This is a genomic window from Rhodococcus sp. JVH1, from assembly GCF_000280725.2.
Taxonomy (GTDB): Bacteria; Actinomycetota; Actinomycetes; order Mycobacteriales; family Mycobacteriaceae; genus Rhodococcus_F; species Rhodococcus_F jostii_A.
In genome coordinates, this window is sequence record NZ_CP166290.1 from 1,147,714 (window position 1) to 1,169,042 (window position 21,329).

Consider the following 21,329-nt stretch of genomic DNA (forward strand, 5'->3'; position numbering starts at 1 on the left):
GGCCGGTTTCGGGTGGAGCCCGCGTCCTGCATGATCACAGTGGGGCGAGCACGGGCATGTCACCGCTCTTGACGGTCGCGCCGAGTTCGGCGCGAAGCTCGGCGGAGGTGCCGAGCAGTTGTTCCAGAATCAGGCCGCGGCGAAGGTACCTGTGAAAGCTGTGCTCCCAGGTAAATCCCATGCCTCCCAACAATTGTTGGCAGTTTTCTGCGGCACTGCGGAAGAAGCGGCCGGAGAGTGTTTTCGCAAGGATGGCTGCTTGAGGGGTGTTGCTCTCCCACGCGGCGTCGGATGCGAGCTCGGCGCATTCTTGCCACACTCGGGTATCGGCGAGCGCATGCTTGACGGCCTGGAAGCTGCCGAGTTGGCGACCAAACTGTTTTCGTGAGGACACATGCTCGACGGTGGCCGCGAGCATCTCCCGTCCGATCGAGTTCATTTCGTACGCCAGGGCCCGGTATGCTGCGCCGCGCATGTCCTGCCAGAGGCTGGCGGCTTCCGCTCCAGTTGCGACGGTCTTGGCCACCACGGTGCCTGTGACGCGGGTCCACCCTGATTCCGGCTCGATCCCCGCAGGCTCGAGAGTCAGGTCTTCATCTCGGAAGGGAACCATCACGATGACGAGGAGATCCCTGTCGAGTGCGGGAACGAGCAGGGACGTGGTCTCACGTGGGTCCAGCGAAACGACTCCTGCCACCGCGACGGTGCAGTCACCCGAATCTGTCGCGGGTCCGTCCTGGACGATGCTCCCGATCCCGGCCGTTCCAAGTCTGGGAAAGACTATGCGCGCGACCGGTGCATCGGGGTGACGGCTCCAGTCGGTTCGGCTCGCCGCTGCCAGTGCCACATCATCGACGAAGGATGTGTGGGGCAGGAATCTGCCTTGGAGGTCCGACAAGATGCTGACGGCGGTTTCCGCATCTTCCTCGAGCAGTTCGTGCCAGCCGAAGTCCGCGACAGCGGTCGGCCATGCGTCGGGACTTGCCGACGCGGTCACGTTCTCCAGGCTGGTGCGAAACAGATCTTTTTCGTCTGTGTCCATCATTTCTCCCGGGGAAGGCCGAGGATCCGCTCGGCGATGACGTTGCGCTGAATTTCCTTCGCGCCGCCATATATTGAGGAAGCTCGTGAGTACAGGTAGTCGGTGCGCCAGTCTTTCGACTCACGATCGTTGTGAAGGAGAAGGGTCTCCGGCATCGCTTGCAGCGCCGTGTCGAACAAGAATTTCTCGGCGGTCGACATCAGGTACTTGTCGAACGAGGGAAGTACACCGAGATCTCGACCCGCGGAAAGCGAGCGCAGCGTGCGTCGAGAGAGCAGGCGCAGCGCCGTGATGAGTTCGAAAGCTTCACCGGCACGGGCATCGGTGAGCTCCGCGGCGTCCGCAACGAGCCGGTCCAGGCGCCACCGCATCCATGCTTGCCGTTGCCATGCGGCGGCACCTCGCTCACAGCTGAGGATGAACATCGCGATGGCCCAGCCGCTGCCGACGTCGCCGAGGGTGCGGGCCTTCGGCACCTGCACGTTGTCGAAGTGGAGACTGGAGAAGTCTGCCTCGCCGGTGATAGCGACCAGCGGACTCACGGTGATGCCCGGTGTGTCCATGTCGACGAAAAGAGCCGTGATCCCCCGATGAGCGGAGTCGGCCGCCCCGGTGCGAGTCAGGACGATGCAACGATCGGCGAATTGTGCCCAACTGGTCCAGATCTTTTCGCCGTTGACAACCCAGTGGTCGCCGGCGTCGACGGCCTTCGTGCGCAGTGAGGCGAGGTCGCTCCCGGCGCCCGGCTCGGAAAAGCCCTGGCACCAACTTTCCTCGCCGCGCAGCAGGCGGGGAAGAACCTCGGTTGCGAGTTCAGATCGGGCGTAACGAGCGATGGCGGGTCCCAGCACTTCCTGGGTTGCGAACGAGAATGGTGGGGGATAACCGGCCCCGGCCAGTTCCTCGCTGACGACCGCACGCAACGCCGTCACGCCACCCAGGCCGCCGAGCTCCTCGGGCCAGCCCAATCGGATCCAGCCGGCCTCGTAGAGCTCACGCTGCATCTTCGAGAGAGTCGAGAAGATGCCCTCGACGTCCGTCGGAAGTGCGCGGAACTGCTCCAACGAGTCAGCCCGGTCTGTGAGCCAGCGGCGAAAGGCCGTCCGCAACTCGTCGATCGACATGTCGCTGCGAAGTGCCGGCTGGATCGTGGTCATTAGTGCACACCTGCCTCGAGGATGTGAACGGCACATGCCGATGCGAGTCCGATGACGTGCGTGAGCCCGACCTTAGCGCCGGGGATCTGGCGGTCTCCTGCCTCACCGCGAAGATGTGTCGCGATCTCGTAGATATTCGCGATACCGGTAGCGCCGAGGGGGTGTCCCTTCGACAGCAGGCCCCCTGACACATTGACCGGGGTCTTTCCGTCGCGCCAGGGCGCACCGGAATCCAGGAAGTCGCCGGCACCGCCCGGTTCGCACAGGCCTAGGTTGTCGTAGTGGATCAGTTCGGCGGTCGCGAAGCAGTCATGGAGTTCGACGAGGTCGAGGTCGGCGGGGCCGACTCCGGCCTGTTCATAGGCTGCGGCGGCCGCGTTTCGGGTGAGTGTGCTGACGTCGGGCTGCACCTGACAGCCTTCCACCCATGGGTCGGAGGTCAGTACCGACGCCGAGATCTTGACGGCTCGCCTGCGGATATCGGGATCCATGGTCTTCAGTCTCGCATCGGAGACCACGACCACGCTGGCCGCGCCGTCGGTGTTGGGGCAGCACATCGGCAAAGTGTTGGGGAAGGCGATGACATCGGCGTTCAGGATGTCGTCGAGGCTGAACTCTTTACGATAGTGCGCCAGCGGATTGAGCACGGAATGGGCATGATTCTTCTGGGCGACCTTGGCGAAATGGGTTGCAGTCACCCCGTGCGCAAGGGCGTATTCGGTTCCGGCCTGAGCGAAGACGCCGGGCATGATTCCAGTGCCCAGGATTCCCTCGGTCTTGAGTACCGAGCCGTAGCGGCCGCTGGGGCTGTAAATCTTCTTGGCGTCGCGCTTCTTGGCGGCACCGCCGATCAGGCCTCCCTTACCCATCTTTTCGACGCCCACAGCCAGGCCTATATCCGATTCACCGGCCTTGATCGACAACAGTGCGACGCGAAGGGCGGTAGCACCGGTCGCGCAGGCGTTCACGACGTTGTAGACCGGAATGCCCGTCTGACCGATCTGCTTCTGTAGCCGCTGTCCGTTGTGGGAGTTCGCTTCGTAAACGTTCCCCATGGTGAGGATGTTGATGTCGTTGATCGAAACGTCGGCATCGGCGAGCGCGGCGAGCGCTGACTCGGCAGCGATGTCGATGAGATCCTTGTCGTCGTGACGGCCGAACGGCGTCATGGACGCACCGATGATCCAGATGTCGCCGCTACTCACTTGTGCTCCTTCGCGGGCGTGAAACCGAATGCGATCGCCTCGGTTCCGTCGTCGTCGACGCCGGCCACGAAGGTCGTCATGGTGACGGCGAGACCGGGAGTGATGTCGTCCAGTTCGGCGTCGAGAAGGTTTGCCTTGACGACGCCACCACCGTCGAGTTCGACGATGGCGGAGATGTAGGGCACCGGAATCGAGGGTGCTGCCCGGTGGACCTGGGTGTAGCCGCGGAGCTGTCCGGTGCTTGCGAGGGCCTTCATGGTGAAGTCGCGCTGACCACAATGAGCACAGGCGTTGCGGCGATCGAAGAAGAGCGCGTCGCATTGCGCGCACATCCGCGCCTGGAGATGGGGAGGGTCGCCGAGCACCAGGTAGTCGACGACCGGGATCTGTCCCGGCATGATGATCTGTCCGATCTGCGTATTGAGCGGTAGGGGCCGAGCCATCACACAAAAGCTCGACACGAAAATAGTATATGAGTAGAGTTTCGTGGCAAGCAACCATGCGGACCGATGGGTTGCCGAATCACACGTCACTCGCAGCAAGGACACGACAAAGATGACTCAGGCATGGATACTCGACGGCGTTCGAACTCCGCGGGGCAAGGGCAAGCCGAGCGGTGCACTGCACGACGTGCACCCTCAGGAGTTGGTTGCGCAACTCCTGTCCGCTCTGTCCGAGCGCACCGGAATCGCAGCCGCCGACGTCGATGACGTCATCGTCGGGAACGGCGACCAGCGCGACGACCACGGTGACGACATCGGCCGGTTGGCGGTGCTCGCGGCCGGTTGGCCGGTCACGGTGCCGGGGGTAACGCTCAACAGATTCTGTGGTTCGGGGCAGCAGGCGGTGATGTTCGGCGCCGCGGGTATCGCCGCGGGATGGCAGAAGCTTGTCGTCGCAGGCGGAGTGGAGTCGATGTCGCGGTATCAGCCACGACGGACCAGTGGTCGCCTCGACGGCGGGAACGCGGCGATCCTGCAGAAGCACGCCTTGGTTCCCCAGGGAATCTCCGCCGACTTGATCGCTTCGGTGGAGGGTTTTTCCCGCGCGGACGTTGACCAGTTCGCGCTGCAGAGTCAGCAGAAGGCTGCGTCGGCGATCGCCGACGGGCGGTTCGCGGGTAGCGTGGTTCCGGTTCGTGACGGGGCCGGCCGGGTCGTTCTCGACGCCGACGAGCACCCTCGGCCACAGACCACGATGGAATCGCTGACCGCGCTGGAACCGTCGTTCGCGCGCAGCGGGTCCAAAGTGCGTGAACCGGAAGGTATCTCCTTCGATCAGATGTGCATCAATTCGTACCCGGAGATCGATGCGGTCAACCATGTGCACCATGCGGGCAATTCGTCGGGCGTCGTCGACGGTGCAGGTGCCCTGCTGTTGTCGTCTCCCGATTACGCGAAGGCTCACGGTCTGACGGCGCGGGCGTCGATCCGGTCGGCGGCGGTGGCCGCCGCTGATCCGGTCATCATGTTGACCGCCCCGGGCCCGGCGTCCGAGCGCTGTCTCGAACAGGCGGGGATGTCCGTCCAGGACATCGATCTGTGGGAGATCAACGAAGCCTTCGCCGCGGTGCCGCTGAAAGTGATGCGCGACTTGAAAATCGACCCGGACCGCGTCAATGTCAACGGCGGAGCGATTGCCTTGGGACATCCGATCGGAGGCACCGGCCCGATGCTCTTCCAGACCGTCCTCGACGAACTGGAACGCCGCGACCTCGCCACCGCGCTCGTCACCATGTGCACCGGGGGTGGCATGGCCACGGCGACGATCATCGAGCGTCTCTGACACCCGTTGACCAGAAGCTCTATTATTAGATAATCTTGTGAGAGAATATCGATGATACGGCCAAAACTGACCCACGGAGTTGATCGCGAGTGCCTGACCAAGCCCATATCCCGGAAGTTGGCACGCCCTCCAGCGGACCGCTGACAGGACTGAAAGTTCTGGAGCTCGGGGGAATCGGCCCCGGACCGTTCGCGGCGATGCTGCTGTCCGACATGGGCGCCGACGTCGTGCGAGTAGATCGACCCGGTCCCGAGAGCGGTCTCGGGGCGACCGACGTGCTCCAACGAGGCAGGCGCTCGGTTGTCCTCGATCTTCGCCGGGACGAGTCCGTCACGGTCCTGCTGCAACTGGTCGAGCAGGCCGACGTCCTCATCGAAGGATATCGGCCGGGGGTCGCCGAACGCCTCGGTGTCGGGCCCGACACCTGCCTTGCCCGCAACCCCCGCATCGTCTACGGACGGATGACGGGGTGGGGACAATCCGGGCCCTGGGCGCAGATGGCGGGTCACGACATCAACTACGTGGCACTGACCGGTGCACTGCATGCGATCGGCCGAGCTGGCGAGCCGCCCGCGGTGCCCGTCAACATGCTCGGCGATTTCGGAGCCGGATCGACCTATCTCGTCATGGGCGTGCTCGCCGCGCTCTGGGAATCGCGAAGTTCCGGTCGCGGTCAGGTCGTCGACGCTGCCATTGTCGACGGTGCCGCCTCACTCACGACGATGCTGCACGGCATGCTCCATGCGGGGAGCTGGAAGGACGAGCGTGGCGTGAACCTCCTCGACACCGGCCGCCCCTGGTACGACGTGTACGAGACATCCGACGGTCGATGGATGACTGTCGGCGCACTCGAGTCGAAGTTCTACGGCCAGTTCGTCACGCTTCTCGGTCTCCCCGAACAATTCGCCCGACGTCCGAAAAGCGACGGTTGGCCTGAATTGCGAAAGCACATCGCAGAACGTTTCCGCAGCAAGACCCAGACCGAGTGGACTGCCGTCTTCGAGTGCACCGACGCCTGCGTCGCCCCGGTGCTCACTCTCGGCGAGGCTGCAGAGCACCCACACCTGCGCGAACGCCAGACCTTCGTGGACATCGCCGGTGTACGGCAACCGGCACCTGCACCACGATTCGACCGAACCCCAGGCGCCGTACAGCGTCGGCCTGCCAGGTTGGGCGAACACACGCTCGAGGTGTTGACGGACTGGGGGCTGGAGGGCGGTCAGGAGCTGATCGCCCGCGGCATCGCCGGGAACACGTACAAGCCGGCGACGAACTGATACCCCCGTGCGCCCTGCGTACGAGACAGACAGGAAGCAAACGATGTCGATCAACCCCGCAGCCATCGGTGCGGTCACTGAGCCGAAACTGTTCACCTGGACCGACCGGGACACCCTTCTCTATGCCCTCGGTGTCGGAGCAGGGACGGACGATCTGTCATTCACCACAGAGAACAGCAGCGGTGTCGCGCAGCAGGTTCTTCCCACCTACGCCGTCATCGCGTGTGCCGGGTTCGGTGCACTGTCGAGGGTAGGGAAGATCAACTGGGGCAGGCTCCTTCATGGATCTCAGGAGATCAGATTGTTTGCGCCCCTGCCTGCGGCCGGTAGCCTCGAGGTGGTATCCGAAGTTGCCGACATCCAGGACAAGGGCGAAGGGAAGAACGCCGTCGTCGTTCTGCTCGCCCGGGGGACCGATCCGGAGACAGGTATCGCCGTGGTGGAAACCCGGACCACGCTGATCATCCGCGGCGCCGGCGGGTTCGGCGGGGAGCCGGGAACTCGCGCCGACGCCCTCGTGATCCCCGACCGCGCTCCGGACGCACGAATCAGCCTGCCCACCCGCGAAGACCAGGCCCTGCTGTACCGGTTGTCCGGAGATCGGAACCCTCTGCACAGCGACCCCTGGTTCGCGACGGAGAAGGCGGGCTTTCCTCGGCCCATTCTGCACGGACTGTGCACCTACGGTGTCGCGGGACGTGCCCTCGTCACCGCGTTGGGTAACGGTAAAGCGCAGAGCATCACCGCAATTGGTGCCAGGTTCACGTCTCCGGTCTTTCCCGGCGAGACACTGACAACCTCGATGTGGACGACGGACCCCGGTCTCGCGGTGTTCCGTACCGAGGCTGCCGGACCGGACGGGACCAACCAGCGCGTCGTCCTCGACGACGGTCGCGCCGAGTACACCGGCTGACCGCCGATCCTGATCCCTGAGCCCGAGTATTGAGGATGTGCATGTTCACCACCGACTTCACCACCACCTTCGGTATCGAACACCCGATCGTCTGCGGTGGTATGACCGCTGTCGGTACAGCGGAATTGATCTCGGCCGTCGCGAATGCGGGAGCGCTCGGCTTTCTCACGGCGCTGACGCAACCCACACCGGAAGACCTGGCGAAGGAAATCGCACGCTGCCGGGAGATGACCGACCGGCCCTTCGGAGTCAATCTGACAATTCTGCCGACCATCGACCCTGTCCCGTATGACGAGTACCGCGACGTGATCATCGACAGCGGTATCAAGATCGTCGAGACCGCAGGCAGCAACCCGGCGCCGCACCTGCCCGCCTTCAAATCGGCCGGCGTGAAGGTCATCCACAAGGCGGTCGCGGTGCGGCACGCTGTGAAGGCACAAGCCTTGGGTGTCGACGCCGTCAGTATCGACGGCTTCGAATGCGCCGGCCATCCCGGTGACGACGACATCCCCGGTCTGATTTTGATACCAGCGGCAGCCCGTGCCCTCTCCATTCCGATTGTTGCCAGCGGCGGGTTCGCTACCGGTGCCGGTCTGATTGCAGCACTTGCGCTGGGGGCCTCCGCCATCAACATGGGCACCCGGTTCGTCGCCACCGACGAGGCACCCGTGCACGAGAATGTTAAGCAACAGATCGTCGCCAACGACGAACGATCCACCGTCGTGGTGTTCCGCGAGTTCAGGAACACTGCTCGTGTCGCGCGGAATGAGATCTCCGAGCAGATCGCGGAGATCTCGCGGAGGCCCGGGGCGTCATTTGAGGACGTCGCACACCTTGCCTCGGGTAAGCGGGGGCGATCGCAGGTTCTCGAGAACGGCCTCGTCGACGACGGCATGTGGTGGGCAGGTCAGGCGCAGGGGCTTATCCACGAGGTTGCATCGTGCGCGGACGTAGTAGACCGGATCATCTCAGACGCCGGCGAGGTGCTCGAGCACCGTCTCCGTTCGATGACGAACTAGCACCGGGATGGTTGATCGACGTGTCCGCGATCGCGTTTCGCTGGCGCATTTGCTGGTTGGCTCGAGTGGTCCGGAACGGATCGTGATCAGGAGGCGGCAATGGCTGCGGACCACAACCCCGATGTGGCAGCGGAGGCTCTGACGCTGGGTGCTCCCCCGCAGCCAGAGTCCGTCGACTGGTTGACCTTCGCGCGGGAGCATCGCGAAGGTGCGACCACAACCATGTTCATGGCGATGCGGTCACTCATGCGTCTTCAGCAACACATGACGTCGGTTCTCGAGCATGAGTTGAAAGAGCATTTCGCGATGAATCTGACGGATTTTCTGATGCTCAAGACGCTACAGATGAGCGACGAGGGGACCAGGTTGCTGAGCCGTGTGGCGTGGCACCTGCTCGTGCATGCGACCACGGTGACCATTGCTACCGACCGCCTGGAAGCGCGTGGATTGCTCTACCGGCACGCACATCCTCGCGATCGGCGAGCCACGTGCGTCACCATTACCGAGCAAGGCAAGGCGGTCGTCGATTCGGCGACAGACATGCTTGGTCGCTGCGGTTTCGGTATGCCGGGTCTGGATCCTGACACGGCCCGGTTCCTCGTCGAACTACTGGCTCCGGTACGCCGGACGGCCGGCGACCTCGACCGGTCCCATTGAGACCGTCACCGAACCGTCTAATAGGTTACGAGGTCGCCGGGCCGCAGGTGGCCGAGCTCGTTGACGGTGTGCATTGCCCACCGTTCGTCACCGTGGAATACGCGGGTGACTGCGGTATGGGCTGAGTAGAAGAACATGTCTTCGCGAATCTCGAAGATCGACGCCAAGAACGCGCTGATCACACCGCCGTGGGCGACGACGGCGAATCGCTCTCCGGCATGGCGAAATGCCAGTTTTTCGATCTCGCAGTATACCCGTGCGCGGAAGTCGTTGCTGCGTTCGCTGTGAGGAAATACCTCCCAGCGTCGTGTCCGGAGGAATTCGTCGCTCGCGGCTGCGAGCTGTTCGGGGGTCGGATCTGCGCGCGACTCGTCACCGAAACCGAACACATCGATTTCTCGTAACCCCTCGACTACAACAGGGTCGGAGGATTGCGACTGGACTTGCGCAACTCGTCTGGCAGTCTCATGCGCTCGCTCGAGGTCGCTGCAATAGATGGCGGCAAACGGCTCGAGCGCGAGGTGCGCCGCGACCGCATCTGCCTGGGTTCGGCCGAGATCGGAGAGTGGAGGATCCAAATGCGCTGCGCGAGGCGCGCTCCTGGGAGGTGAAGTCTGTTGGGCATGCCGCACGAGGACCACCTCCGTGCGCGGCCCCTCGATGAGCAGTGCTCGATGTATCCGATCGCGCGTCGACGGCGCGGAGTCGGGTGAGGGGGTCGGATGTTCGGTTTCATTCATGAACGGATCAACTCCTCGGGCGGCAGTAGTCTCAGGCAAGGTCGGACGGTAGCCACCAGGGTAAGAGCGTTCCCGCGACGGAATCGTCTCCTCGTGTGGGAAGCCGATCCATGTAGCTGAGGTCGGTGCGATCGCGCCGTGACCGAGCGAAGCCGCGTGGCTGCTCGGCCTCCGGGAGCATCGGCTGACGGAGACGCCACTCGCGAACGACGATGCGGTGCGCGATCCTCCATCCGGCCTCCGGCCGGTTCTCGAACCGGTCGATGTAGCGACACCCGAAGACATCCATGGTCAACTCTTCGCCTTCGGCGCGGCGCACGTGGTGTGCTACGCAGTAACTTTCGACGCGGGCGACGTCTCCATCGACGTCGATCGCACTGTTGTGCAGGGTATGCATCGAGCTGACGAAGTGGAGGAGATGGTCCATCACCCACTCCACGTATGCGTCGGGTCCACCGAGGAATGCACCGCCGTGGTCGTCGATCGCGTCGTCGTGATAGACGGAGCGCACGAGCTCTCCGTCGCGCCGGTCGATGCCACGGCAGTACATCTTCAACGCCCGGTCGATGTCACGTTCGGCCGCGAGAAGTTCCACTGTGGATGTGAGGTCGGTCAACGATGTCTCCAAACTGCTCGTCATCGGTACGTCGCTGACAGCCAATCACTCTTGCAATCAATAATCAACAGATAGATAGTATGGGGTGCGGCGGTGCTGCGTCTCCATCGAGAGGTACCTGGCGGACGAAGTGCGCTAGCTCCGGGGCAGGGAGGCGGCATCACGCCAACGAAAAGACTGTCTCGAAGAGGAGTGGATGTCGGTATGGGGTTCCCTGTCAGTGATCGCGGTTCGCTCGGAGTCGGCATCGTGGGACTCAGCGCGTCCGGAGGGTGGGCCGCCAGCGCGCACGTACCTGCGATTTCGCGGCTCCCTGGTTACGAGCTGCGCGGTCTGGCTTCCAGCAGTGCCGCCACGGCGAAGGCAGCAGGCGACAAGTTCGGGGTCGCTCACGTGTTCGACGACGTACACGAGCTTGCGGAGTGCGAGGAAGTCGACCTCATCGTTGTCACCGTGAAGGTTCCCGAGCATCGCGACCTCGTCATGGCGGCCCTCGACGCCGGCAAGGCGGTCCTCTGCGAATGGCCTCTGGGCAATGGGCTCGGGGAAACCGAGCAACTCGCGGACGCAGCATGCAGTCGTGGACTGCCGGGCTTCGTCGGTCTCCAAGCGCGATCCGCCCCGATGATCCGGTACATGCGTGATCTGGTCGCAGACGGGTTCGTCGGAGAGGTTCTGTCGACCAGCGTTATAGGATCGGGGGGCAGTTGGGGGGCAAGCGTCGATGCCCGAAACGCGTACACCCTCGACCGTGGCAACGGCGCGACAATGCTGACCATCCCGTTCGGTCACACCGTCGATGCGCTCACCTTGGTGTTGGGGGAGTTCGCGGATCTTGCGGTCACGACAGCGATACGCCGGCCGCAGGTCACCAACGGCGATTCCGGAACAACGTTGCCGATGACTGCGGAGGACCAGATTGTGGTCACTGGTGCCCTGGAAAGCGGTGCTGTCGCTTCCGTGCACTTCCGCGGCGGAATGTCGGCGGGCACGAACTTGCTCTGGGAGATCAACGGCACCGCCGGGGACCTCGTGCTGACCGGAAACTCGGGGCATCTGCAGCTGGCCGACGTGGAGTTGCGCGGATCCCGTTCGGGTGAACCCTTGGCCGCGATGACCCCGCCTCGGCGCTACGAACTGGTGCCGAGCGATCAATTCGGCGACGCGCCCCGGGCGTACAACGTTGCAAATGCATACGCCCAGATCCGCGACGACTTGCTGACCGGAACTGCCGTCGCACCCACCTTCGAGCATGCGGTTCGTCGCCATCGCCTGCTCGACCGGATCCAGGTGAAAACACTCGGTGTGAATTCTGTCGGCACCCGTGTCCAGGTCGACGAAGTCGGCCGATAGCCGAGGAACGGCCCGGCTGCCCTGATGCGGCTCGACGGCCATAAACACAGGTTGCACGCCACCTCATGTCGATGGTGGTGGTCGGGCTTTTGGCCGGGCGCCCGGGCCGTATCGGTCTTGAGGCGTGCTTGTGAGGCGTCGATCTCGACTGCACCTGTCATGCGGCATCGTGCATTCCTCCCTTCCCTTGTCGTGCCATCCGGGTCCTAACACCGACGGCAATGGCCAGGACATGCCGCCGCCCGTCGGTAGTGATCTGTTGCACAGTGCTGTACGATCGGTTTTACTCTAAGAACCGACAATTAATGTGTCGAGTAAGCCATGTACACCGAGCACGAGGGCAGAATCGATGAGCACCGGAACTTCGAACCAGGAAGACACGTCGCAGGAACTGAGCCTGCTGCAGACGCTTCGCCTGAAAGGGCGCGCGACGCCCAGTGCGCTCGCGTCCGCCACCGGGATCGACGAATCGACGGTCGAGCGACTCGTGGAGGATGCTGTCGCCGCGGAACGCTGTACCCGATCGGGGCAGTACGTGAAGGTGTCACCCTCCGGGAAGGAACGGCTCGCGGAACTGGCCGCCGCCGAACGAGCGTCGGTCGACCAGGCGCGCCTGGAAAGCCTCTACGAGGAGTTCGACCCCTACAACAACGACTTGAAGGCCCTCATCACCGACTGGCAGATGAAGGACGCGAACACCCCCAACGATCACACCGACGCCGACTACGACTCGGAGATCGTGAGCCGGCTGACCACGCTTCACGAGTCTTTCCGGCCCTGGCTGGGACGACTTGCGGAGCTCAATCAGCGCTTGGCTCATTACACCGCACGTTTCGACACCGCACTTGACCAGGTTCGCAGCGGTGACCACACCTTCATTGCGCGTCCGATCGCCGACAGCTACCACACCGTGTGGTTCGAGCTGCACGAAGAACTGATCGGATTGCTCGGCAGGGACCGCGCATCCGAAGCCGCGGCCGGCCGCGCAATCTGAAACCCGCCATCACATATGGCCCAAAAGTTAGTCAGGAAGGACAAAAGATGACCGTCTTGCGCCTTGGGCAGTGCCCGGATGCGACGCGCGAGCTCATCGGGGGGAAGGCGTTCAGCATCAACTCGATGCTTACCCTCGGTCTCCCAGTTCCGCCGGCGTTCGTACTCGGAACCGACGAATGCACTCGGTACTACGCCTCTGATCGGAACCTCGCCGAAGACGTACTGGCGGAGCTGAGGAGCGGGATCGAGTGTCTCGAAAGCACACTCGGACGCACCTTCGGGGCGACGCACAAGCCATTGCTCGTCTCCGTTCGCTCCGGAGCGCCCCGCAGCATGCCTGGGATGATGGATACCGTTCTCAACCTCGGTATCAACGACAGCGTCGAGAAGGCACTCCGTGAGGAGACCGCCGATGCGCACTACGCCGCCGACACCCACCGCCGTTTCAGGGAGCAGTTTCGCAAGGTCGTCGGGAGCGACCCGTCTCCGGAACCCTGGGACCAACTCGAGGCCGCCGTCGCGGCCGTGTTCGATTCCTGGCATTCCCCGAGAGCGGTGGCGTATCGCCGCCACCACGGCATCTCCGACGACGGGGGCACCGCCGTCACGGTTCAGGCTATGGTCTTCGGAAACTTGGACGACCGTTCGGGAACTGGTGTGTTGTTCACGCGTGACCCCGTCACCGCTCAGTCGGCACCGCTGGGCGAATGGCTTCCCCAGGGGCAGGGTGAGGACGTCGTATCCGGCCGCTGTACACCCCTGTCCCTCGGCCACCTCGCCGAACACATGCCGGACGTCCACAGGCAATTGATGGATGCGGCGTCGCTGTTGGAGCGCACGTTCTGCGACGTGCAGGACATCGAGTTCACCGTCGAGTCTGGGCACCTGTGGCTGCTGCAAACGCGGTCGGCGAAACGCTCGGCGAGCGCGGCCGTGCACCATGCCGTCACCTTCGAGAAGGAAGGTATCGTCACACCGGAAGGGGCACTGTCGATGATCAGTCCCGACCAACTGAGCGCCTTCCTCCGCCCACATCTCTCGCCCACCGCCCGTATCGGTGCCACAGTTCTCGCTCGCGGCGAAGTCGCATGTCCAGGGGTCGTCACCGGCATCGTTGTCGGCACCGCCGACGAGGCGGAGGAGATGGCAGAGCAAGGAATCGACGTCATCCTCGCGCGCCCGACAACCGATCCGGACGACGTCCATGGAATCCTCGCCGCCAAGGCAATCATCACGGAGATCGGCGGCGCCACCTCCCATGCCGCCGTGGTCAGCCGCGAATTCAACAGGGCCTGCGTCGTCGGCTGCGGTGAAGGCTCGCTCATGGACCTGGTAGGCCGGAACGTCACGGTCGACGCCACATCGGGCGAGATTCTCGACGGAATTCTCGAAGTTGAAGTCCCGTCGAAGGACACCCACCCCGATCTGCAGGTAGTCACACAGTGGCTCGCTGCCAGCGAAACGGGAAATGACAACCCGCTCAACAAGATCCTCGCGGCCGCCAACTGATCGAGCAGGTGCATCCGCTCAGTCGGTTCAGGGTGGTTCCGCGCGAGAACGCGGAACCACCCTGCTGTGCAGAGCGGAGAGCCGCATCTAGACTGAGAGGATGCACGGTTTGCCTCAACTGCCCACAGCCTCGTCGCCGGGTGATTCCTTCGACGCCCCTGGCGCGCACGCCGATCACGGTGATGGTTGCTTCGGATGCGGCGCCGACAATCCGATCGGACTGGGCCTCCGCTACGTCGCGGGCCCGGGCCTCACCGTGCGGACCTCCTTCGTACCGGCAACATCGAAATTGCGTTGCTCCGGTGTGGTCCCATTCGGCCTGATCTCCGCGATTTTGGACGAGTCGATGGGAACTCTCGGTGCTCTGGTAGCGAAATTGCTTCATGCCGAACATCTTTCGATCGACTGCGAACGATCGGTCGATGCACGCCAAGAGCTTACGCTCGAAGCGCAAATCGACGAGATCCTCGACGGCCGCTTTCACACTAGTGGGGTGGTCAGAGTAGATGGTGCTGCCGACTTGGTCGCCACGGCGACAGGAGTCTACGTGGTGAGGCAACCGCCGGCCGCCTTCCGCTAGCCTGCTTGGAACTCGGCTGAACCGGAGTGTGACTACCGTTCAATGCTTCTTGTTGCGGATGCGACGCTCCAGGTCTCTCGCTGACGCAAACCGTCGTAACTCCCGCGCAGAATCGTGTTGGAGTGCAGCAGCTTTCGGGCTATTGAGAAACTCGACGAGGCGATCGAGGTAGCGATCCGGCGTCATTCCGAATTCGAGCCAGATGTGCTCGGCGCTCGCCCCCCTGAAGGGCAACCACTTCAACGCGAACAGTACGATGTCGCGGTCGTGGCGCGAGATCGATTCGCTATCGTCCAACGTAATCGCTTGAACCTGCAGCCACTGCTGCACGGCCCGTCGCCCTGATTTGCGTGAGGTGCGGCTCATGCCGCTCGCTTGAAGAGTGCCGCGAGGGCCTGGCCGCCGCCGATGCACATGGTGACGATGCCGAGTTCGAGGTCGCGGCGCACGAGGTCCTTCGCCAGACGCAGGCTCAGGATCGCCCCGGTCGCCCCGACCGGGTGCCCCAGAGCGATGGCACCGCCGTACGGGTTGGTCTTCTCCGGGTTCAGCTTCGCGTCCCGGATCACCGCGACCGCCTGCGACGCGAACGCCTCGTTCAGCTCGATCACGTCGATGTCGCCGGGGGTGGTGCCGGTCTGCTCGAACAGATTCGCCAGCGCCAGCACGGGGGCGTACCCCATCAGGGCCGGGTCCATCGCCGCGGTCGCGACGGCCTCCAGGGTGACCAGCCCGGTCAGACCCTTCTCCTGCGCCGCGGACGCCGTGGCCAGCACCAGGGCCGCCGCGCCGTCGTTGATACCGGACGCGTTGCCCGCGGTCACCGAGCCACCCTCCTCGAACGCCGGCCGCAGCTTCGCCAGGGTCTCGAGGGTGGTGTCGGGCTTGGGGTGCTCGTCGACCTCGATCGTCCTCGGGCGGCGGCCCCCGATCTCGACCGGGGTGATCTCCTCGGCGAACGCGGCCCGGGCGGCCTCGGAGGCGGCGCGGCGCTGGGATTCGACGGCGAACTCGTCCTGCTGCTGCCGGCTGACGTCGTACTTGCGGGCGACGGCCTCGGCGGTGCGGCCCATGTGCACGCCACCGAACGGGTCGGTCAGGATCGCGACCGTGCCGTCCACGAGTGTGCGGTCACCGAGCTTGTAGCCCGAGCGGGCGGAGAAGTCGTAGAACGGCATCCGCGACATGCTCTCGTTGCCGCCGGCGAGGGCGAAGTCCACCCCACCCCAGCGCATCTGCTGCGCCGCCGACCACACCGCCTGCAGCCCGGACCCGCACAGCCGGTTGACGGTGTACGCGGGGGTCTTCTCGGGAAGTCCCGCGGCCAGGGCCACGCGGCGGGCGTTGTAGGCGTCCGGCCCGACCTGACCGATGCAGCCCATCACCACCTCGTCGATGTCGCCGCCCGGCACCCCGGCACGCCCCAGTGCGGCCTTGACGGCGGTGGCACCCAGTTCGTGGGCGGGCACGTCCTTGAACGCGCCGCCGAAGCTGCCGATCGGGGTCCTCGCGCCGTCGACCACCACGATCGAATCGGAGACCTTCATGTTTCTCAACTTCCTGGGGATGAACTGATTGATGACCAGCCAGGGCGCCGTCAACGTAGTGGCGCGGCCTGGCCTGGCATGCTGAGTAAAAAAGCCGCCTACCGCGGCGTCATGCGCAGAGCGCCGTCCATACGAATGGTCTCACCGTTGAGGTAGTCGTGTTCGACGATCATCTGGGCGAGCTGTGCGTATTCGGCGGGCTGACCGAGGCGGGAGGGGAACGGCACGCCCGCTTCGAGGCCCTTGCGGTATTCGTCGGTGACGCCGGCGAGCATCGGGGTGTCGATGATGCCGGGTGCGATGGTGTTGACGCGGATGGCGAACTGCGCGAGGTCGCGGGCGGCGGGGACGGTCATGCCGTGCACGCCGCCCTTGGACGCGGAGTACGCGATCTGGCCGATCTGGCCCTCGAACGCGGCGACGGATGCGGTGTTGATGATGACGCCGCGCTGCCCGGACTCGTCGACGGTGTCGGTCTTGGCGATGGCGTCGGCGGCGAGGCGCATGACGTTGAACGTGCCGAGGAGGTTGACGGTGATGACGGTGCGGAACAGTTCGAGGTCGTGGGGGCCCTTCTTCGACAGGATGCGGCCGGCCCAGCCGACGCCGGCGCAGTTGACGACGATGCGCAGCGGCAGACCCGATTCGACGATCTTGTCGATGGCGGCCTGGACCTCGTCGCCGCTGGTGACGTCGGTGGCGAGGAGGGTCACGCCGTCGGGGACGTTGTCGCCGGCGCGCTCGATGGACTGCTGCAGGTCGAGTCCGAACACGGTGGCTCCGGCGTCGGCGAGACGCTTGGCGGTGGCGGCGCCGAGCCCGGAGGCTGCTCCGGTGACCAGTGCGGCGGTGTGTTCGATGTCCATGCGGTGTCCCGTCCTCGAGGTATGGCCGATCGGCCGAGAATACACTTTTGATCGATAATCTAAGTCTAGAGTAGTGGTGTTGGGTCGACCGTCAAGTGGCGTACCGAGAAGTGGAGCACAGCAAGTGGGCTATCCAGGAACTTTCGCGCGATCGCATCCCGAGCGCTCTGCAATGATCATGGCTGGCTCCGGTACTCGGATCAGTTATCGAGAGCTTGATCGGCGGTCGATGTCCCTTGCGGTACTGCTGAGACGCCGGGGGCTGTCCGCCGGTGACACGATCGCAGTCGTCGCCGAGAACAGGATCGGGTGGGCCGAGGTCATCTGGGCGACTGCCCGCGCAGGATTCGACATCGCCCCCGTCAACTGGCACCTGGGTGGCGACGAGCTCTGTGCAGTCCTGGGTGCGTGTGACGCGCGTCGTCATCACCTCTCGGGACTGTCTCGAGGCAGTGCAGACAGCGGTCGGTCGCCGCCTGCCCGAGGTCGAGACGATCTTGGTGTTGGGCGGCGTCGAGGGCGCTTCCGGTGGGCTGGGAAACGTCGAAGACTACGAAACCGCCATGCTGTCAGCAGTTTCCGCATCGGAATTGCCGGACGAGCAACTCGGTGGCCGCGTGATGTTCAGTGCGGGGACGACGGGCACACCCAAGGCGATACGTCATTCCGTACCGGTCGTCCATCCCGCCGAGGCGCCACCGCATCTCGGTAGATACACGGAGTTGTTCGAATTCGATCTCCACACCGTCTATCTGTCCCCGGCGCCGATCTATCACACGGCCCCCTTCAGATTCGTACTCGCGATCACGCAGCTCGGCGGGACCGTCGTCTGCATGGAACGATTCGATCCCATCCGGGCGCTGCAGGCAATCACCGCGCATCGGGTCACCCACGCGCAGTTCGTTCCGACGATGCTGATCCGTCTGGATCGACTCCCGGAAACGGTTAAGAGTTCAGCCGATATATCCAGCCTGAAGGTCGCCATCACCGGAGCGGCACCATGCCCTCCGGAGCTCAAGCTCCGGATCGCGAGATGGTGGGGGCCGGTGCTGCACGAACTCTATGGAGCGTCGGAGAGTTACGGCAATTGTCACATCGGGCCAGATGAAGCGCTGGCGCGCCCGGGTTCCGTCGGCAGGGCGCTCGTCGGCACGATTCATATCACCGACGACGACGGAAGGGAATGTCCTGTGGGCAGAGACGGCACGGTCTGGTTCGAAGGTACTCCCACGTTCGCGTACAACGACGACAAACGACAGCCGAGCGGCCGAAGATGGCAGATCGTGGGGGACGTCGGCCATCTCGACAGCGACGGCTACCTCTACCTCACCGGCAGGAGAAGTCAGCTCATCATTTCGGGCGGTGTCAACATCTATCCGCAAGAGGTCGAAGACCTTCTGCTGTTGCACCCCGTGGTCTCGGACGTCGCTGTCGTCGGCCTTCCGGACTCCGAGTACGGCGAGATCGTTGCTGCCTATGTCGTACTGCGGGAGGGATTTCAGAACGGGACGCAGACTGAGGCAACGCTGAGCGCATATTGCCGATCGAAACTTGCCGGCTACAAGTGCCCGCGGCGCATCATCGTCGTAGAGAGCCTCCCGCGGGGTGACAACGGAAAGTTGTACAAGAGATTCATCGAGACCTCATAGGGAACCGGGCGCCAGGCATGACACGCGCCGATCCGTTGGGACCGGCGCGTGGTCAGGGATTTCGACACCGAGTGACGGTGGCACAGGACGGGCCCGCCGGTGATGCGCGCTTACCGTTGCACCTCGACTCCGCTTTCCGGCGGGAGACGAGGAGGAATGTAGTTGGGCCGGAATGGTGGCCGACCGAGCAGGGCGTCGAGGATGAAAGCAAATACGGCCACACCGAGTGCGATGGTCACCATGCCGAGCAATTGTGTGGGAAGCCAGGGATAGTTGCCGTTGACGGCGATCCAGGACGGCATCGCGATGAAACCGTATACGGCGGTGACGGACAGGGGAGTGATCAGGAGCATCGATATCGACTTCCAGCCGCGCAACTGCTCGCGGTATCGGTAGGCGATCGCTGCGGCCAGGAACACGCCGACCGAGTTACACGGAATCCACCACCACGGTAGCTGCGCGAGGATGACGAGCGGCTGGTTCCCGTAGTAGTGGTAGACGCCCATGCTCAATAGAATTTCTTCGAAAATAACGGAACTGGCGGCTGCGCCTGCCCACATCAACCAGATCGTCTTGGTCCGAGGGTTACTCTCGAGCAGCTTGTAGATGAAGATCATGAAGGCGCCGTATCCGAACCAACCCGCGACGATCCACCAGGGCATCTCGCGGCCGAGGATGGTGTACGCGTGGTTCGACTCGCTCCAGGGGAAGTAGACCGCGCCGATCACGTCGTAGAACGCCTCGGGTATGCAGATCACCGCCCCACTGAGTGCGAGCATCAGCGGGAGCAGAGAGCCGGTTCGCCTTATCTCGCGGATTCCCAGGCCGACGCCGATGAGTCCGACCGCAGTCATGCAGACGGTAGCGATGATGTTGTTCGTCGACATGTACGGCGTGTTGTGCGGCGGTGTGGGGATGCCGAACTCGGGATCTATTGTGAAGTCGGCGCTTCCGAGGACAGGACCCTGCCGGAGTGCGGTGATGATCAGGGCGGCGATGATTGCGATGACAACCACAGCCGCAATGATCAACTTGCCTCGTGATGTGATCCCCTCGAACGAGGACTCCTCGCGACTCTCGGTGGGAGTGGCCCGTTGTATAGAGCCTTTCGGTGGCGTAGAAACCATTACTGCGCCTCTCTGTGGCACGGTGGATTGTGGGCTTCGGCCATGAGCGGGTTCGCGGAGTGACACGACTGAGACAGTGGCCGTCGCTGGGACGACTCTATGACATAGACCACAATAAAGTCTAGGCGTCGACTGTCGTTGATGCGATATCTAGTCCGAGTGTGCGACGGTTCCGGTCAGCGACGCGCGACGGCATTGAAATCGGGGTCTCGTTTCTCTATGAACGCGTTCACCCCTTCAATGCCGGTAGGATTGTTCGCCGCTATGGCGATCGCTGCTGCTTCCGCATCGAGTTGTTCGATCAGGGATCGTTCGGCGGATTCGGCAAGAAGTTCCCGAGTGCGTGCGTAGGCGGCAGTGGGGCCGCTCACGAGTGATCTGGCTACCCGCATTGCCTCGTTCTGCAATTCCTCTTCGGGTACGAGGCGGCTGAGGATGCCGAGGCGAACTGCCTCGCCGGCATTCAGGACGGCGTCGGTGAGGAGGATCTCGCGTGCTCGTGCCAGACCGACGACCCGTGGAAGGGTCCACGACATGCCCCCATCCGGCGTGAAGCCGATTGACGGGTATGCCGGCCGTAGCTTGGTGGACGGGCTGCCGAGTGCGATGTCGGAGTGGAGCACGATACTCATGCCTGCGCCCGCGGCCCAACCGTTCACGGCGGCCACCACCGGCGCCTGAATCGCAATGATCGCGCGCACGAAGTGATTGAACAAGTGTGCGAGGTCGCCGACGAATTCGCCGCGGTTGGGCTCGTTGGCGAACGCACGGACGTCGCCACCGGCGCAGAAATTGGCGCCCTCGCCGACGAGGACGACGGCGCCGATGTCGTCGGGCCCCGCGCCGTGTAGTGCGTCGATGCCCTGGGCGAGACCCGTGGCCGAGAGGGAAGTGCCGCGTGCGGTGGTAGCCACGGAGATGCTTAGGACGCCGGCGTCGGACGTGATGTGGGTGTGGGAAGTGGTCACTAAGTGTCCTGTCAGAATGCGCGCCGCCCTCGTGGGCAATCGCGGAACCTTGGCCGGGGTGCGTATCGACGGCGCACCGGCGCTTGTGCGCTGTCCGTCCGCGGGCACCTCGGGAATGCACGACCAACAATAGTCTGATGTTAGAGTATCTGCGCGGAAGGGAGCGCCGATCCCGCGCTACTGCCCGCGCCGGCCCATGAGTGAGACACGCTTGCACTGCATGGTCGACGTGATACGGGTGGATTGCCTGTGTAGACGATTCCGCCTCACGGGAATGGTCGGATCGTGGTCACGGGCGCCGCGAGTCGGCTGTCGAATGTACT

At 63.9% G+C, this 21,329-nt stretch carries 21 protein-coding genes and 1 pseudogene; 11 read left to right on the top strand and 11 right to left on the bottom strand.

Annotated features, from left to right (window positions below; all coding sequences use genetic code 11):
- Positions 1 to 34: 34 nt before the first annotated feature.
- From JVH1_RS42960 to JVH1_RS42975, 4 genes are read right to left on the bottom strand one after another with little or no spacing between them, the layout of a single operon-like run.
- Positions 35 to 1,042, bottom strand: a complete 1,008-nt coding sequence (locus JVH1_RS42960) for an acyl-CoA dehydrogenase family protein (RefSeq protein ID WP_009760464.1) — start codon at positions 1,040 to 1,042, stop codon at positions 35 to 37.
- Entirely contained in the window at positions 1,042 to 2,199 is a 1,158-nt protein-coding gene (locus JVH1_RS42965; RefSeq protein ID WP_009760465.1) for an acyl-CoA dehydrogenase family protein, read from the bottom strand. Before JVH1_RS42965 ends, JVH1_RS42960 begins: the two co-directional genes overlap by 1 nt.
- The gene (locus tag JVH1_RS42970; protein WP_009760466.1) at positions 2,199 to 3,404 is read right to left on the bottom strand and encodes a thiolase family protein; all 1,206 of its coding nucleotides are present in this window, start codon (positions 3,402 to 3,404) and stop codon (positions 2,199 to 2,201) included. Before JVH1_RS42970 ends, JVH1_RS42965 begins: the two co-directional genes overlap by 1 nt.
- Positions 3,401 to 3,802, bottom strand: a complete 402-nt coding sequence (locus JVH1_RS42975; RefSeq protein ID WP_043779787.1) for a Zn-ribbon domain-containing OB-fold protein — start codon at positions 3,800 to 3,802, stop codon at positions 3,401 to 3,403. Before JVH1_RS42975 ends, JVH1_RS42970 begins: the two co-directional genes overlap by 4 nt.
- Positions 3,803 to 3,959: 157 nt before the next feature.
- On the opposite strand from JVH1_RS42975, the gene JVH1_RS42980 reads away from it, so the two are divergent.
- The 5 genes from JVH1_RS42980 (at position 3,960) to JVH1_RS43000 (ending at position 9,055) form a co-directional block, all read left to right on the top strand.
- Entirely contained in the window at positions 3,960 to 5,189 is a 1,230-nt protein-coding gene (locus tag JVH1_RS42980) for an acetyl-CoA C-acetyltransferase (RefSeq protein WP_009760468.1), read from the top strand.
- Between the two features lie 89 nt (positions 5,190 to 5,278).
- Positions 5,279 to 6,466 carry a CaiB/BaiF CoA-transferase family protein gene (locus JVH1_RS42985; RefSeq protein WP_009760469.1) on the top strand — a complete coding sequence of 396 codons (1,188 nt, stop codon included), beginning with the start codon at positions 5,279 to 5,281 and terminating at the stop codon, positions 6,464 to 6,466.
- Positions 6,467 to 6,509: 43 nt separating this feature from the next.
- A complete protein-coding gene (locus tag JVH1_RS42990) occupies positions 6,510 to 7,379 on the top strand; it encodes a MaoC/PaaZ C-terminal domain-containing protein (protein WP_009760470.1) in 870 nt (289 codons plus the stop codon).
- 41 nt (positions 7,380 to 7,420) lie between these two features.
- A complete protein-coding gene (locus JVH1_RS42995) occupies positions 7,421 to 8,398 on the top strand; it encodes a nitronate monooxygenase family protein (RefSeq protein ID WP_009760471.1) in 978 nt (325 codons plus the stop codon).
- 99 nt (positions 8,399 to 8,497) lie between these two features.
- Complete coding sequence (locus tag JVH1_RS43000; protein ID WP_009760472.1) at positions 8,498 to 9,055, top strand: MarR family winged helix-turn-helix transcriptional regulator; 558 nt, start codon at positions 8,498 to 8,500, stop codon at positions 9,053 to 9,055.
- Positions 9,056 to 9,072: 17 nt separating this feature from the next.
- Here the strand turns inward: JVH1_RS43000 and JVH1_RS43005 are convergent, their stop codons facing one another.
- A complete protein-coding gene (locus JVH1_RS43005; RefSeq protein WP_009760473.1) occupies positions 9,073 to 9,795 on the bottom strand; it encodes a histidine phosphatase family protein in 723 nt (240 codons plus the stop codon).
- Positions 9,796 to 9,826: 31 nt separating this feature from the next.
- Positions 9,827 to 10,411, bottom strand: a complete 585-nt coding sequence (locus JVH1_RS43010) for a nuclear transport factor 2 family protein (protein WP_237735186.1) — start codon at positions 10,409 to 10,411, stop codon at positions 9,827 to 9,829.
- Between the two features lie 204 nt (positions 10,412 to 10,615).
- Here JVH1_RS43010 and JVH1_RS43015 point away from each other — a divergent pair, with 204 nt between their 5' ends.
- From JVH1_RS43015 to JVH1_RS43030, 4 genes are all read left to right on the top strand, one after another.
- Positions 10,616 to 11,764 carry a Gfo/Idh/MocA family protein gene (locus JVH1_RS43015; RefSeq protein WP_009760475.1) on the top strand — a complete coding sequence of 383 codons (1,149 nt, stop codon included), beginning with the start codon at positions 10,616 to 10,618 and terminating at the stop codon, positions 11,762 to 11,764.
- Positions 11,765 to 12,113: 349 nt separating this feature from the next.
- Positions 12,114 to 12,758 carry a hypothetical protein gene (locus JVH1_RS43020; protein ID WP_009760476.1) on the top strand — a complete coding sequence of 215 codons (645 nt, stop codon included), beginning with the start codon at positions 12,114 to 12,116 and terminating at the stop codon, positions 12,756 to 12,758.
- A 47-nt stretch (positions 12,759 to 12,805) separates the two neighbouring features.
- Positions 12,806 to 14,269 carry a pyruvate, phosphate dikinase gene (locus tag JVH1_RS43025; protein ID WP_009760477.1) on the top strand — a complete coding sequence of 488 codons (1,464 nt, stop codon included), beginning with the start codon at positions 12,806 to 12,808 and terminating at the stop codon, positions 14,267 to 14,269.
- A gap of 100 nt (positions 14,270 to 14,369) precedes the next feature.
- The gene (locus tag JVH1_RS43030; protein ID WP_009760478.1) at positions 14,370 to 14,849 is read left to right on the top strand and encodes a hypothetical protein; all 480 of its coding nucleotides are present in this window, start codon (positions 14,370 to 14,372) and stop codon (positions 14,847 to 14,849) included.
- Between the two features lie 39 nt (positions 14,850 to 14,888).
- Here JVH1_RS43030 and JVH1_RS43035 read toward each other — a convergent pair whose 3' ends face one another.
- From JVH1_RS43035 to JVH1_RS43045, 3 genes are all read right to left on the bottom strand, one after another.
- Entirely contained in the window at positions 14,889 to 15,215 is a 327-nt protein-coding gene (locus JVH1_RS43035; protein ID WP_009760479.1) for a DUF3263 domain-containing protein, read from the bottom strand.
- Positions 15,212 to 16,396, bottom strand: a complete 1,185-nt coding sequence (locus tag JVH1_RS43040; protein WP_009760480.1) for a thiolase family protein — start codon at positions 16,394 to 16,396, stop codon at positions 15,212 to 15,214. The genes JVH1_RS43035 and JVH1_RS43040 overlap by 4 nt, the downstream gene beginning before the upstream one ends.
- Positions 16,397 to 16,494: 98 nt before the next feature.
- Positions 16,495 to 17,262, bottom strand: a complete 768-nt coding sequence (locus JVH1_RS43045) for an SDR family NAD(P)-dependent oxidoreductase (protein WP_371113183.1) — start codon at positions 17,260 to 17,262, stop codon at positions 16,495 to 16,497.
- A 178-nt stretch (positions 17,263 to 17,440) separates the two neighbouring features.
- On the opposite strand from JVH1_RS43045, the pseudogene JVH1_RS43050 reads away from it, so the two are divergent.
- Positions 17,441 to 17,623: pseudogene (locus tag JVH1_RS43050) on the top strand (AMP-binding protein); the annotation flags it as partial.
- A 139-nt stretch (positions 17,624 to 17,762) separates the two neighbouring features.
- Complete coding sequence (locus JVH1_RS43055; protein WP_371113184.1) at positions 17,763 to 18,911, top strand: AMP-binding protein; 1,149 nt, start codon at positions 17,763 to 17,765, stop codon at positions 18,909 to 18,911.
- Between the two features lie 110 nt (positions 18,912 to 19,021).
- Here the strand turns inward: JVH1_RS43055 and JVH1_RS43060 are convergent, their stop codons facing one another.
- A complete protein-coding gene (locus tag JVH1_RS43060) occupies positions 19,022 to 19,927 on the bottom strand; it encodes a hypothetical protein (protein WP_237735086.1) in 906 nt (301 codons plus the stop codon).
- A 287-nt stretch (positions 19,928 to 20,214) separates the two neighbouring features.
- Positions 20,215 to 21,006 carry an enoyl-CoA hydratase-related protein gene (locus JVH1_RS43065; protein ID WP_009473071.1) on the bottom strand — a complete coding sequence of 264 codons (792 nt, stop codon included), beginning with the start codon at positions 21,004 to 21,006 and terminating at the stop codon, positions 20,215 to 20,217.
- Between the last annotated feature and the right edge of the window lie 323 nt (positions 21,007 to 21,329).